We start from the raw sequence: 13929 nt of genomic DNA on the forward strand, positions 1-13929 counted from the left end.
CTATCCCTGCCGCAACCCCGCTTGTCGACGGCATGCCCGGTTTGTCCCTATGATCAAGGGCCGTCATAGCTTCATCTGCTGGACCTGAGCGCTCAAGCCCCCGTCCAAGACCCAAAGCTGTCCGCTGGCGTAACGCGCCTCGTCCGAGGCCAGCCAATTCACGAGGTTTGCGATATCATCAGGTGTGCCGTAGGTCCGCATCGGGTGGACGTCGCGAACCGCCTGCTGCAACTGGTCGATCGACTTGCCACCTCCGCCTGAACCGTCACCCGAGAAAAAGCTCTGCAACATCGGAGTGTCGACATAGCCCGGGCAAATCGCGTTCACACGAATGCCTTCAGGGCCGTGATCGCAGGCCATGGCCCTCGTCAACGCATGAACCGCGCCTTTGGTCGCACAATAAGCAGCCAGACCGGGGTCAGCGATAAATCCGTCATAGCTGCCGAAGTTGATGACAGACGCCGTGGTTCCCTGTGTTGCCTTACGCATCAGCGGCAGCGCGTGTTTCGATGTCAAAAATGTCCCGGTGACATTAACCGCAAACGACAGGTTCCATTCCTCCAGTGTCGTTTCCTCGATCGTCTTTTCAATCTCGATCCCTGCCGCGTTGACCAGAATGTCCAACTGTCCAGATTCTGCCCCGACCTTCTGCATCGCCGCGACCGCGTCAGCCTCTTGCGTGACGTCGAGTTTTACGAAGATGCTGCCATCTTCATTATGTTCCGCCAGCGACCCCTCGGGTGAAAGATCTGCAGCGTAAACGCGGGCCCCTTCGCGCAGGAAACGCGAAACGATGGCGCGCCCGATTCCACCGCGTCCACCGGTGACCAAAGCGGTTTTGCCTTTCAGCATCATTCACTGTTCTCCTTTCGGGGCGGGTACCGATATCTTGCGGCGGCCGCAGTCCAATCCATATGATTACGAACATATTCCTGCGTCGCGTCGCGCCGAGGCGTATAGTCCCACGCTTCGCCGGCGCCGGCCTCCATTGCGGCGTGTAGGGCACGTCGCGATTTCTGGGTTGCTATCACATCCTTGCGCAACGCCTCGCTGTCCCAGCGTTGGGCGACCTCAGCCGCAAAAGCCCTGGCTTGCTTGATGTAGGCAGGGTCATTCGCGACGTTCGTCCGCTCACCGGCATCCTGTTCCAAATCATACAACTGCGGCGGATCGGGGTCGCAATGAATGTACTTGAGCGCCCCCCGACGGATCATGAATACAGGATAGGGCGTCATCTCGGCGCAGTACTCGCCGATGGCCTCATCCACCGTGTCGACCTGCCCCTCCGCCAGAGGCATCAACGATCGGCCATCAATCGGTTCGCCCAGAATGGCATCTGTTCCACCGGCAATATCAATGAAGGTCGGCAACAGATCCACCAGCGAGCACGCACTCGCGGCCGCCCCGCAAGCGATCTCTGGCCCCGCCATGATCAGCGGCACCCGTGCCGAGTGTTCAAAGAAGTTCATCTTGTACCAAAGCCCGCGCTCGCCCAGCATGTCGCCGTGGTCTGCGGTCACGATGACGATTGTGTTGTCGCGTTCTCCGATATCTTCTAGGGCTTGGACGATGGCACCGACTTTGCTGTCGAAATAGCTGACATTTGACAGATAAGCGCGGCGTGCACGACGAACCTCCTCATCACTCAACGGCACGTAGCTTGCTTCGATCCCGTCCATCACACGGCGTGAGTACGGATCCTGCTCCTCTGGTGTAAGCGTGTAATCCGGCATCGGAACGTCCCGGTCTGAATACAAGTTCCACCATTCGGGTTTTGCCACATAGGGATCGTGCGGGTGGATGAAACTTGCGACCATACAAAACGGCGCGGCATCCCCCGCAGCCCGATCCCTGCCCCGATCAATCAACCATCGACGAGCTGCAAATTCGACCTCGTCATCATAGTCTGTCTGGAAGGTTGCGATAGCCACGCCGCTTTCTTTGACGGTTTGCATGTTGTGGTACCATTTGTCGATCCGTTCATCCGGAGCCTCCCAATCCGGGGTCCAGGCGAAATCAGCCGGATAGATATCGGTCGTCACCCGATCCTCGAACCCGTGTTTCTGGTCAGGGCCGACAAAGTGCATTTTACCGGACAGGCAAGTCCGATATCCCAGCGCCTTGAGGTAATGCGCAAAAGTAGGAACCGAAGCTTTGAACTCGCTGGCATTGTCGTAGGCTGCAATCCGGCTGATCAGTTGTCCCGACATGAATGCGAACCGCGACGGCGCACACAGCGGAGAATTGCAATACGCCGCATCAAACCGCATCCCCCGAGCTGCCAACGCATCAATATGAGGTGTCTTCACCGTCGGATGGCCGTAAGCGCCGCAAAAATGCGGTGCTAGCTGATCGGCCATGATAACGACGATATTGGGCCGCCTCACGGTGCAACCTTTTCATAAGCGTCCAGCACAAGACCATGAAAATGGTGAACAGCATGCTCGGACTTTCCCGATCCGCTGGGGTCGTGAACGATCCGCCCCTGCGTGAAAGCCGGGGTATTCATGCCGCGCTGCACACTTTCAACAATATCTATGTCTTCGCGCTGTAGTACTTCGTCAAGATAGCGGATCGCTTCAAGCTCCATATCGTCAGGCTCAGGAGTTTCCAAAAAGAAGTCATACGTTTCCAGCGTGCGATCAGGGCCTACCGGGATAACGTTCAAGACAATCATCGACGATCTTCCCGGATAGCGCATCAGGCAGGTCGTGGGCCATAACCACCAGACCGCATGCGTACGAACGGTCGCGTTGGACACGTCATAGGCCGAGTTTGCGTCCTTGCCCGCCTCTGCCATATGACTGGAATAGATCCCGTAGGTCGTGACTTTGTAGGTGTCCATGTCGACCAGGTCACAGAAATCCTTGTGTGCAGTCGGACAATGATAACACTCAAGAAAGTTGTCGACGACATTCTTCCAGTTCGACTTGATGTCATAGGTCAGTCGATGACCAAAAGTAAGATTATCGATATCGGGCGCCCAATGGCGGATTTCAGTCTGCAGATCGCCAGAGACCTCGGATAACGGGCGCGCCTCGGGGTCGAGGTTCACAAAGATAAAACCGGCGAACTCTTCCACTCCAACCTGGTCCAGGCAGATATCCGCAGTATCGAAACCTGTCAGGCTCTCGGTCTCGGGCGCCCGAACAAGCTGACCGTCCAGTTTATAGACCCATGCATGATATGGGCACATGATGCGCGTCGTTTCGCCTTCGCCGGTTAACAAGTGATGCGCCCGGTGTTTGCAGACGTTATAAAACGCACGCAATACCCCCTGACGATCCCGAACCACCGCAATCGGTCGGCCTGCGATCTCAGTCGTCAAATAAGATCCCCGTCGGCGCAGCTTTTCGACATGACACACCCATTGCCATGTCTTCGCAAGAATCGCTGCCACATCTGCCTGATACCAACGAGGATCAACATAGGCGTCAGCTTTGAGCGAGCTTGAGTTGAGCGGATCGGGGCTAAAGCCTTTACAAATCGTATCAAATTGCGCTTTTGAGGGTAGCTCGCTCATCGTTCTCTCCGCGAAACCGGACCGTTCATTGGCCCGCCAATTGGGTCATCGGGCTCATGATCCGTGGAAAAAACATTTTTTACTTAACTTTATTCGCCACATTTTTTATTTTTTCAGCCATCACGATCCTTGGGATTTCTGTGCATTGGCCAAGCGCGAAATTCAAATGGCACCCTGCCTTCGACCCTATCCACGCTGGGTGGCAAGCCAAACCTGTCTTTGTATGACCTGCTGAAATGCACCTGGCTGGCAAAGCCTGATGCAATGGCAATCTCGGCCAAGGGAAGGCGCGTCTGCGTCACAAGGCCCCGTGCCCGATCAAGACGGATATCCCGGTAATACAAGGCTGGTGTCTTGCTGACATGGACCGCAAACAAGCGATCGAGTTGCCGATGCGAGATACCGACGACTTTGCATATTTCGGGCACAGGCAATGGGTCTTCCAAATTGGCCTCCATAGCCTGAATTGCTAGACGCAGTTTCGCTGGAACCGTTGCCCCCAGCGGCTCGGCGCCGTCGGGTTGCTGCCTGTTGGCCGGGCCCCGTAGTGTGTCGTGGAACACGTACCGGGCCGCCGCATTGGCAAGCGCGCTTCCATGCAGACCCTGTAACACTTGCAACCCCAGATCGACCGAAGCCCCGCCACCACAGCATGTGATCCGGTTGCCGTCCAAAACAAACAAGTTCTCCACAACTTCCACGTCGGGGAAAAGTTCTTGGAACGCGTCGATATGTTCGTAATGCACTGTCGCCTTACGCCCCCGTAGCAACCCTGCCTGGGCAAGAATGAATGCTCCAGTATCCAGCGCGATCATACTCGCGCCTCGACGCGCCCAATGCCTAAGCACCTTTCCGGTGCGATCCGTCGCATGCTTTTCCGGGGCCCAACTTGCCGATACGACAACGATGTCCACTTCGGATGCAGCGACCTCGTTCAAAGGAAGGGTCCAGATTGCAGCCCCATTGCTGGACGTGCATGATCCTCCGGCTTCGGACGCAAATTCCCATTTGAAATGACTCGCGCCGTCGAGGTAATTCGCAGCCCTCAGCGGATCGATAAAACCCATTGTTGTCGCGATGTTGAAACTGGGCGCGACGACGACCAAAACCCGCGTTTCTTGCAGCATGGTATCAGCCATTCAGGAGTTCCCGCATCATATTCCCTAAATTCGAACATGATGGGTTTTGTGACCGCAGCGCAAGGCCCCTGCGCCGCGCCCACCGCAGCGATGGATCGCGACAGCCTTACAGCCCCATTTCGATGTCAGCCGGTTATCTTTCCTTAAATGCGCGATCCAATGTCGTCTGGACCGGCTTGAGAAGATAGGCCAGCAGCGTCTGTTCTCCGGTCTTCATTTCCGCAACCACGGTCATCCCGGCCTGCAGTGGTCGAGCGAAAGACCCAGTTCCGACCGACGCCTGCGCCAACGCCAAAGAGGCGCGGAAATAGGTTTCACCCGTTTTTTCATCCGTCAATGGCAAGGGGTAAATCGAGTTCAATTGCCCCTCGACTTTGCCAAAACGGCGCACGTCGAATGTGTCCACGCTGATCGATACCGGATCGTCGGCGTTGACATGCCCGACCTCGGCATTCGGAATACGTGCCTCGACTATCAGCGCCTGTCTGGTTGGTAGGATCTCAAAGATGGTTTCGCCGGGCTCGATCACTTCGCCTGGGTTGGGAAATGCGACCGATTGAATAACTCCACGCGCTGGCGCAACTATGCGGAGCCCAGCGAGTTTGCCCGCTACGATCTGTTGGGACACACGCAGACGATCTCGTTCCTGCTCTAATTCGGAAATCCGGGTGAGAACGTCATCACGCAAAGACAGTGTCTCTTCTTGCAATGTCGAACCTGCCAAGATGAACGCGCTTTGCGACTCGGCAAGACGCACCGAAGCTGCAGATGCGGCTGAGCGTACCGCGTCGACTTCGTCTTCCTCTTCGAGATAATCGCTAAGCGACTTGAGACCTTGAGCCTGAAGCTGAGCATACTTCGCCAGAAGCTCCTCTTTCTTGACCACACGCCTATTGGCAAGGTCCGCCGCCTGCCGCAAAATATCCAGCGTTTCCTTTTGCTGCTCCAATGCTGTTTGTTGGATCCTCTGACGTTCAAAGAACAGCTGCAATCTGGATGACGCCGTCACAAGCCCCTGAGCTTCGAGCGCTTTGATCTCGGACACGCTTGGAGGCACAGCCCTGTTGAGCATCGCGAGTACGGTCATCGCATTTGCCAGATCTCGCTGGATCGCCTCGATCTGTTCTGCAGCCAGATCCCCTTCCTGCGTCAGATCCGGATGCTCCAACTCTACCAGTACATCGCCTGCCTCAACTCTTTGACCGTTTCGGACGTGGACCTTTTTTACGATTCCACCATGTAGAGTTTCGATCTGCGGGTAATCCCCAATTGGCATGATCGTACCCGGGGCGCGTGTGATCTGTGGCATCATTGTTCGCCCGGCTACCGTCACCAGACCACAGATCATCAAAAAAAGGACCAACGTTAAAAAAGCCGCAAACCGAGGAGGTTTCTTTCGCCTTCTTTCCACCGCCCTGGCCATCGGTCCCGGCTTGGTCTTGGTGTGTCCCATACGTGTCATGATCGACCCTCAGCAGTTTTCAGAGCAGCTTGGATTTTCTTAAACCCGGCATCCCCTGTTGCATTTACAACGATCCTATCGCCGTTCAGAAAAACGAAACGGTCCGCAATGTTGAGGAACGAACGGTCCGCGCTGGAAATGAGTATCGTTTTTCGCCCTCTTTGCTCCCAAACCCATCTTTTAAATCCGTCGCGGCGCATGTCCGAAAGACCGTTTGTAGGCTCGGAGAACAGATAGACAGTAGACGGGCGCGCGATACTGCGCGCCAAGGTCAGCGCTTTGACAGTTTCATCTGACAATTGCGCCAGTGTGACGTCCGTCAGTCGCGTTTCCAGACCCTTTGTTAACAACCCAGTGTCATTCAACAAGTCCATATGATCCAGGGCAGCAACGATTTCGGCATCCGAAAGCGACGAACATGCAAGACGGAAATTCTGCGCGACCGTCCCATAAAACAGAGACTTCTCATAAGGGGCGTAGGTGACTGACTTACGCAGCTCATCCCGCGCAATCTGACGAATGTCGATGCCATCATGTTCGATCGTACCGGCCGATGGTGTGTGCAGCCCGTCGATCAGATCCAAAACCGCAGTCCGGCTGGTAGCATCACTACTCATGAGCAAAACAATTTCACCCGGTTCGCAATTCAAACTGGCCTGCGACAAAATCGGGCCATTCAGCGGGTCCGGTCGATACGTAACCGAGGACAGTGAAATCGCTCCACGAAGTGTTTTTCGATGCGATTGGGCCAACCCCAGTTCCAATTCTTCCTGCAATCCCAGGACCCGGTCCGCCTGCGCTCGGCTGGAAACTGAATTTAACATCTGAGGGAAGCTGGCATACAAAGTCTGCACCGGAGTCAGCACCTTGGAAACCAGGGCTATGGCCGCAATCAAAGCGCCAAAACTCAGATCGGCAGTTACCGCCCCGTGGGCGCTCAGGATGATTGAGCCGACGACCGTCAAAGCGGTCAGAGTTTGCGCAAGCGACTGGGTAAACGCCTGAAATTGGCGCGCGCGACGGGCTGCGGCTTCGGCGAGTTCGATCATTGGCGTCGAACGTCGCATCCATCTTTCCTGCAAGCCCAGGTTTGCAATTACTTTTTGATGAACGATCGCATCCTGAGCCAACGACTGGCCGACTTCTGCGGCCTCGGCAGCGGCGCGGTCCAAGTTGCGCTGACGCGGAATGGTAAGACAACCGACCAAAATGAACACGACAACCATGCCGAGACACAACAATCCGGCTTTGGGTGCGATAAAGAACAGAAGGGTCAGAAAAATCAACACAAATGGCAAATCCAGAACGGTTGCCATCACCTGACCTGTGAAAACTTCTCTCAAAGATTCGAATTGGCGAAATCGAGCCAATTGCTGAGTCACATCTGACTTTTGCAGCTGGCTCAGCGGAAGGGACATCAGTTTTTGAAACAGGGCGATCATCAACTGACGCTCACCGTGCCATCCGACGTAAGCAAGCGCGCGAGATCGCGCAAGACGGAAGGCGAAATCCGATATTCCGATTATGGCGACACCGACTGCCAATGAAACCAACATATCAATGGATCCCGACGGAATGACACGATCATAGATCGCCATGATCAACAATGGAGTCAGCAGGCCCAAAACGTTTGTCAGTAGCGACGTAACCAACAACCAAGGCAGCATCGCGCGCATACCCGCGAAAGCCGAACGTACAGATGCAAATTTCTTCTCCGATATCCCTGGTGTCGCGGTTTGCAACTTGATTACAGTGCAAAGGTCTGAACCTGGAAGATAGTGACGCAGGTCGGGGTTTTGACTGTCACCGACCCTGATCGTCCGCGCGGAACGCCCAAGGGCAATGTAACACCCGCCGGACTTGGGAAAGACAAGCGCGGGACATTCTTGATCAGTTATCTCGCTTTCCCTGCACCTGACTCTCGAGAAGGGAATATTCAGGTTGCCTAGCGCTTCTATTATGTCGTCGCGGTGCAGTTCGGACGACAAATGAGGGAACGCTTCGGCAATAGTGTCCTTTCCATTTTTCCACCCCTCCGCCAATAGAAGTCGTTGGAGAAGCCCCCTTGCGCTTTGCGTGCTTAGACTTGTCATGCCGCCCCCCGTTGTTTAAGCAGCGCGTCCTGGCGATCCAGCTCTGCATCATCCCTCCAAGACGTGATCTCGTCAGACAGCTTTGCTTTCAGATGAACGACCTGATCTGCCAGTTGTCGTAAGCGCGGGTCCGGACTGGACAAAACAATAGTCGGCCGCGGCGCAAGGGTTCTTAAACAATCCGCCAAAGCCTGGCGTTCTGGTGTGTCCAGAGCCGCCGACGGCTCATTCATGAGCAAAATTTTAGGTTGCAACGCCAATGCCCGTGTCAAAGAAACCAAGTGACGGTTGACTGGATCTTTCTCGAAACTTGTTCGCGCAGTCATGACGGTGTTGTACCCAGCGGGGAGCCGGTGAATGCGTTTTTCCAATCCCAGCGCAGCAGCAAACTCTTTCGCCCTCTCAACGACTTGCGCGTCCCCAAATGCGCTCAGGTTTTCAAGTAAAGTGCCTGAAAACATTGCAGGGTCTGCCTCAAGCACGATCGTCGCGCCCTGCCCAGTTTGATTGACACGTTTGGCCCCGGAAAAACCATCGATCAAAACCTCTCCGTTCAAGGGAAGCCGTTGACCAGAGATCGCATCAAAAACGGAGTCAACCATCCAACTCTGTTCGGCCTCCAACAAAACGCAGCCAGAGGGCGGTACCAAAAAACTTACCGGAGCCATGAGCGTGCCTGCACTATCCGTGCGCTCGATAGTCATCTCGCGCACCGAAATTTCCCCCAGTATTTCCCGCACTTGACCAGAAGGTATTTCGTTGACTTCCAATTCCTCCATGTCGTTCAACCGCCTTCGTGCAACCGAGACATTTTCGGATTGAACCCACAATGTCATCAACTTGGTCAAAGGCTGGATGATACGACCGTTCAACAACATGCAGGCTGCAAGCTCGGCAATGCCTATATGGTTCTGGATGACAAGGCAGGCCCCCCAAAGCCCCATTGCCGCGACCATCATTTGTGAAAAAATCGCTCCGAAACTCTGCGCAATCCCTGCAAATTGGATTAATTTGTTACTAATATTCACGGTTTGCTCTTCGAGCATTTCAAACCGGCGCGCCATCTGCGGTTCCATCCGGTTAGCTTTTACAGTCTGCACGTTGGACAGAGTTTCCAACAAAAAGGCGTATCTTCGGGCGTCCAGAGATTTACGCCGTTCGAACAACACCCACTGAGCGCGCTTCATCACAAACGCAAAACCAAGCACGATGCAAAACGCGCCGAGAGGAACAAGAAACAGCCAACCTCCGATTAACCCGATCAACACTGCGAACAAGACAGTAAAGGGTAAATCAATAGAAAGCGTCTGGCTTTGCCCTGATTGATAATCCCTCAACTGATCAATGGCGGCAAACCGTTCAAAATACGTGCTGTCAGGGTTTTGCGAAAATGACCGGGTGTTCGCATTTAGAACCTGCTTCAAAAAACGTCGACGGTTGCGTATCGCCGCGCCTTCGGCAGTGCTGGTCAGCATAATTGTTCTGCACTGGCGCAGAACAAGTTCTGCCGCAGCGCTGATGATCAATACGACGGTTAGTACCCGCAACGTATCGGTGGATTGAAACGGAATAATCCGATCGAAGATCATCAGAATGGACAAGGGCATCAGAAGCGCCAGAACATTCAACGAAAACGATGCAGCCCAGATTGGCAATCCAAATCCAGATCGGGACAAATTTCCAGCAAGCGGTTGCGGTTCCATGATGCACTATCACCCTTTCCTGTCCCAGAAGGTTGCGCGACCGCCGCTTTAGGAAAGGTAAAGAACCTAAATAACGTCGTGAATAATTTCCTTTAAATTGCAGATATTTATGAAACCTTTCTGTAGCAAAATTCATGATATCTATTCGGTCGGACCGACAGGTGAATAGAGGTAGCGCAATGAACAAATCCCCCCACGACATTTCAAGTTTCGCGCAATCCCAGCTGTCAGAGACGGAAGAAAAAGAGGAATTCGCGGCGCAGTTTTCCCGTGGGACACCTCAGGTTTCGAGTGATCCCACCCGAACCGCACTGCACACGGGCGAAGACCGTGCAGGTTCCCTTGAGACGCGGCTCAGACCAGATGGCGCACCGGGCGGCCAGCCTGGGCGGGTTCATTCCGAGCAAGAACAGGCGTCTTACAAAAACAATGCCGCACCCGAAACAGAACAAACCGTGGATCAAACTTTGGCAACCGGGCCAACGGCCGAAACGAAACCAAAGGCCGAAGCGCAACTTGGGCCTGATACCGGGGATCACACCGCGCGGTTCGAAATTCAAAGCAATACGCACCAAACACAACAAACGGTCCAGTATGATTCAGGACCAACTCCCTTCGTGCCCTCCCCCTTAGATCCGGGCACTCCGAGTGATAACTTCGTCACTTCCACTGAGGATGAAAATGACGCCCCCGAAGAAATCCTGTTGGATGCCCTAGAAGTCAGTGAGAACGCCGCCGGTGCTGTGGTGGGAACACTGACGGTCGTAGATCCTGATACATCAGACACGCATTCAATTCATGTGTCCGACGACCGGTTCGAGGTTGTGGGCGGACAGCTACAACTGAAACCCGAAGCGACCTTGGATCACGAAGAGGCAGCCCAGATCGAAGTCGACGTCACCGTGACTGATTCAGGCGGCCTGACATTCACAGAACGCTTTACCGTCGACGTATTGGACGTCAACGAAGCGCCCGACACTATCAAGTTAGACGGCGTTGCTGTCGTGGAAAACGCGGCAGGCGCAATTGTTGGAGCCCTCACGGTTACCGACCCCGATGCGGGTGATAACTACAACATTAGTGTTTCCGATGACAGATTCGAAGTGGTCGACGGATATCTGCAATTGAAGCCCGGCGTTTCATTGAACTACGAAGACGCCGCCCAGGTCGAAGTCAACGTGACGGCGACGGACACCGGCGGGCTAAGCCTGACCGAGAGCTTCACAATCGACGTTCAAGACATTAACGAAGCACCCCAAGATGTGACCCTGGACAACCACTCGGTCGCAGAAAACGCCGCTGGGGCTGTGATTGGAAATCTATCAACGCTGGATTCCGACATCAACGACGACCATGCTTATCACGTCTCGGACGACCGGTTTGAGGTGGTCGATGGTGAGCTTCGGCTAAAACCAGACGCACAGTTCGACCACGAAGAGACTGACCAGATCGAGCTGCAAATCACAACTACAGATTCTGGTGGCCTGAGTACTGCGAAAGACTTCGTCATCTCCATTGAGAACGTGAATGAAGGTCCGGAAAACCTGACCCTCAGCATCAACACGGACAATCTGGTTTCCAACGGCAGCTTTGAAGAATTCGACCTCGATCATGGAAGGTGGCGAGGATTTAACAATGACCCGTCGGGGTCTTGGACGGATTCACATGGCATCGAAATCTGGGACCAGTTCGGCGGCACCAAAGCCTCGGATGGCGACCAATTGATGGAATTGGACCACGGTCACGGCGTAGACAGTATTTCGCAAGTGATCCAAACAGTGGACGGCCAGCTTTATGATCTGGGGCTGGACCTTCGCGAGCGGCTTGCCGGCGGCACCGATACGGTCGAAGTCTATTGGAACGGAAACCTCATTGCCGAGTTGGATCCCCAGTCATCGGATTGGGAGACGTTTCAACTACAGGTCGTCGGAACAGGGCAGGATACGTTAGAGCTCCGCGAACCCGAGGGTCAGAACGACAGCTACGGGGCCTTGATCGACAACATCACCCTGACGGCGGCCATGCAAACGGTTGCCGAAAATGTCGCCGGAGCCATTGTCGGAAAAATCAGTTTTGACGACCCCGATCAAGGGGACACTCACCGGTTCGAAGTATCGGATGACCGATTTGAAGTCGTCGACAACCTTCTGCGCCTAAAACCAGGTGTTTCGTTGGATTTCGAGGAAGCCGCCTCTGTTAGTGTCGATGTAACAGTGATTGACGCGGGAGGGCTGAGCCAAACCGTCAACTATCAAGTGAACGTCGCCGATATGCCCGACGTCTCGGTATCCAGTGGTTTCAGCGTTAAATTTTTTGGAACCACCTCCCAAGACGGTCTGAGGGACGTCGACTGGAACGCTGCTCCGGTCCATACAGAAGTTGTTTCGACCACCGACTTTGGACAGGTCCTTCACCAGGACAGCAGGTCAAACGATGCATTCGGCATCGAAGTTTCTGGCAATATTGACGTTGAAGAAGGCGGACTTTTTACATTCCATCTGGATGACCACAACTCAGCGACACTGGTTGTCGACGGCGTGACAGTCATTCCGAATGGCTCTGCGCAAACAGGCGAAATCGACCTTGCGCCCGGCACGCATGTAATTGAAGTTCGAAATGTCGGCACACCCGGTGCCGCAGGGCCAACCCTGGAATGGGAAGGCCCCGGTCTTGTTGGGCGACAGCCAGTCACGGCGCCGGACCTAGTGGATGCACAGACTGTATCGGGAATGCCGATTACCTTTGAAATCAGCGCAGGCGCCGTCGGCTTTACGGAAGAGTCTCACTTGGCGCTGAGTGATTTGCCAGAGGGCACACAGGTCGAGACAGAGTCCGGATCAGTGATTGCAGGCCCTGACGGCACCGTCGAACTGAGCGGCTGGAATGTGCAAGCTCTTACGATCACGCCTCCTGCAGAGTTTACGGGACCAGTGCAGGCAACGTTGCACCATTCCACCCCAACGGGTGGCGACGCCAGCTATGATGGCCTGGAAACGCTTGCTTTCGACGTTAATGCAGCACAGCAAACCCTTCCATCGGCCCAAGTATTCGGCGGTTTCACTGCGCGCTATATTGACGTGGACCATAAACTGAAAAACTTGGACGACGTGGACTGGTCCGCAGATCCCAGCCATCAAGAGCTGATATCGGAAATAAATTTCGAAACCACCAAAGGCTCATTCTGGGCAGATGGGTCAAAAGACACTTTTGGCGCCCAGTTCGAAGGACAAATTACGATCGAAGAAGGCGGGTCCTACACCTTTTTTGCCGGAGGGGACGACGGTGTCGCTGTCTATATCAATGGCGTCGAGGTAGTTGACAACGACGGTCGCCATGGGTTTCGGACCCGTTCCGGTGAGATCAAACTCGAGACCGGAACGTATGACATCGAAGTCCGGTATTTCGAGAACCGTGGCCGAGCTGGTCTGAAACTGGAATGGGAAGGTCCCGACACCAACGGGCGGGAATTCGTTCAAGCCGATGCCGGGACGACCATCGAGAAAGATGGCAGTTTCGAGCTAGGGATAGACCTTAGCCACGCGAGTCCGACAGCATCCGTTTCGCTGGAAGGTTTGCCGCCAAACACCATGATACTTAGTGGCGAAGACGCAGCCCTGTCAGATGGTGGCTCGGTAGAGCTTCAGGGGTGGAACCTGGACATGCTTGAGATTTCGCCTCCGCCAGGGTTTGAGGGCACGATAAATGCCGAGATCACTGTCTCAGACATAGGTTTCAATGGCGCAAATATTTCCTCTGAAACTCAGATTGATCTTGTTGTCGGGCAAGCTAACGATACAGAAGGCGCGACGATGCAGCAGGGGCAAGATCTGTCTAACCTGCTGCAAAGCGAAACAGACGAGTTACTGGCGTGGGATGCACAGGCCTCTCCTGCGGACGATGGCGCCGAAACCGATGTCATGGCCGAGACTGTCCAGACCTCACCCGAAGCTGAGATCACCAGCATTCAAAGCGACGCCTACGAGCGTGTAGACTGGTGATACCCGAATAT

General features: G+C 54.6%; 8 protein-coding genes. 1 reads left to right on the forward strand and 7 read right to left on the reverse strand.

Annotated features, from left to right (window positions below; all coding sequences use genetic code 11):
• Positions 1-63: 63 nt before the first annotated feature.
• The 7 genes from ACR3EG_RS13495 to ACR3EG_RS13525 form a co-directional block, all read right to left on the reverse strand.
• Positions 64-855: an SDR family NAD(P)-dependent oxidoreductase gene (locus ACR3EG_RS13495; protein ID WP_480496434.1), complete on the reverse strand. Its 792-nt coding sequence runs from the start codon at positions 853-855 to the stop codon at positions 64-66.
• Positions 852-2387, reverse strand: a complete 1536-nt coding sequence (gene betC / locus ACR3EG_RS13500) for a choline-sulfatase (RefSeq protein WP_480496436.1) — start codon at positions 2385-2387, stop codon at positions 852-854. Before betC ends, ACR3EG_RS13495 begins: the two co-directional genes overlap by 4 nt.
• Positions 2384-3523, reverse strand: a complete 1140-nt coding sequence (locus tag ACR3EG_RS13505; protein ID WP_480496438.1) for an aromatic ring-hydroxylating oxygenase subunit alpha — start codon at positions 3521-3523, stop codon at positions 2384-2386. The genes betC and ACR3EG_RS13505 overlap by 4 nt, the downstream gene beginning before the upstream one ends.
• 113 nt (positions 3524-3636) lie before the next feature.
• On the reverse strand, positions 3637-4662 hold the full coding sequence (locus tag ACR3EG_RS13510; protein ID WP_480496440.1) for a GlxA family transcriptional regulator: 1026 nt from the start codon (positions 4660-4662) through the stop codon (positions 3637-3639).
• Positions 4663-4795: 133 nt separating this feature from the next.
• Complete coding sequence (locus tag ACR3EG_RS13515) at positions 4796-6124, reverse strand: HlyD family type I secretion periplasmic adaptor subunit (RefSeq protein ID WP_480496442.1); 1329 nt, start codon at positions 6122-6124, stop codon at positions 4796-4798.
• Positions 6121-7791, reverse strand: coding sequence for an ABC transporter transmembrane domain-containing protein (locus tag ACR3EG_RS13520; RefSeq protein ID WP_480597046.1), 1671 nt, complete (start codon positions 7789-7791; stop codon positions 6121-6123). Before ACR3EG_RS13520 ends, ACR3EG_RS13515 begins: the two co-directional genes overlap by 4 nt.
• Positions 7792-8213: 422 nt before the next feature.
• Complete coding sequence (locus ACR3EG_RS13525) at positions 8214-9920, reverse strand: ABC transporter transmembrane domain-containing protein (protein WP_480496446.1); 1707 nt, start codon at positions 9918-9920, stop codon at positions 8214-8216.
• A 179-nt stretch (positions 9921-10099) separates the two neighbouring features.
• On the opposite strand from ACR3EG_RS13525, the gene ACR3EG_RS13530 reads away from it, so the two are divergent.
• On the forward strand, positions 10100-13918 hold the full coding sequence (locus ACR3EG_RS13530) for a PA14 domain-containing protein (protein ID WP_480496448.1): 3819 nt from the start codon (positions 10100-10102) through the stop codon (positions 13916-13918).
• Positions 13919-13929 lie beyond the last annotated feature (11 nt).

It is taken from the genome of Ruegeria sp. AM7 (genome assembly GCF_056535965.1).

Excerpts from the sequence above, each read along its gene's own strand:
- ACR3EG_RS13515 (WP_480496442.1), bottom strand. The coding sequence starts at position 6,124 with ATGACACGTATGGGACACACCAAGACCAAGCCGGGACCGATGGCCAGG.
- ACR3EG_RS13495 (WP_480496434.1), bottom strand. The coding sequence starts at position 855 with ATGATGCTGAAAGGCAAAACCGCTTTGGTCACCGGTGGACGCGGTGGA.
- ACR3EG_RS13520 (WP_480597046.1), bottom strand. The coding sequence starts at position 7,791 with ATGCTGCCTTGGTTGTTGGTTACGTCGCTACTGACAAACGTTTTGGGC.
- ACR3EG_RS13505 (WP_480496438.1), bottom strand. The coding sequence starts at position 3,523 with ATGAGCGAGCTACCCTCAAAAGCGCAATTTGATACGATTTGTAAAGGC.
- ACR3EG_RS13510 (WP_480496440.1), bottom strand. The coding sequence starts at position 4,662 with ATGGCTGATACCATGCTGCAAGAAACGCGGGTTTTGGTCGTCGTCGCG.
- ACR3EG_RS13525 (WP_480496446.1), bottom strand. The coding sequence starts at position 9,920 with ATGGAACCGCAACCGCTTGCTGGAAATTTGTCCCGATCTGGATTTGGA.
- ACR3EG_RS13530 (WP_480496448.1), top strand. The coding sequence starts at position 10,100 with ATGAACAAATCCCCCCACGACATTTCAAGTTTCGCGCAATCCCAGCTG.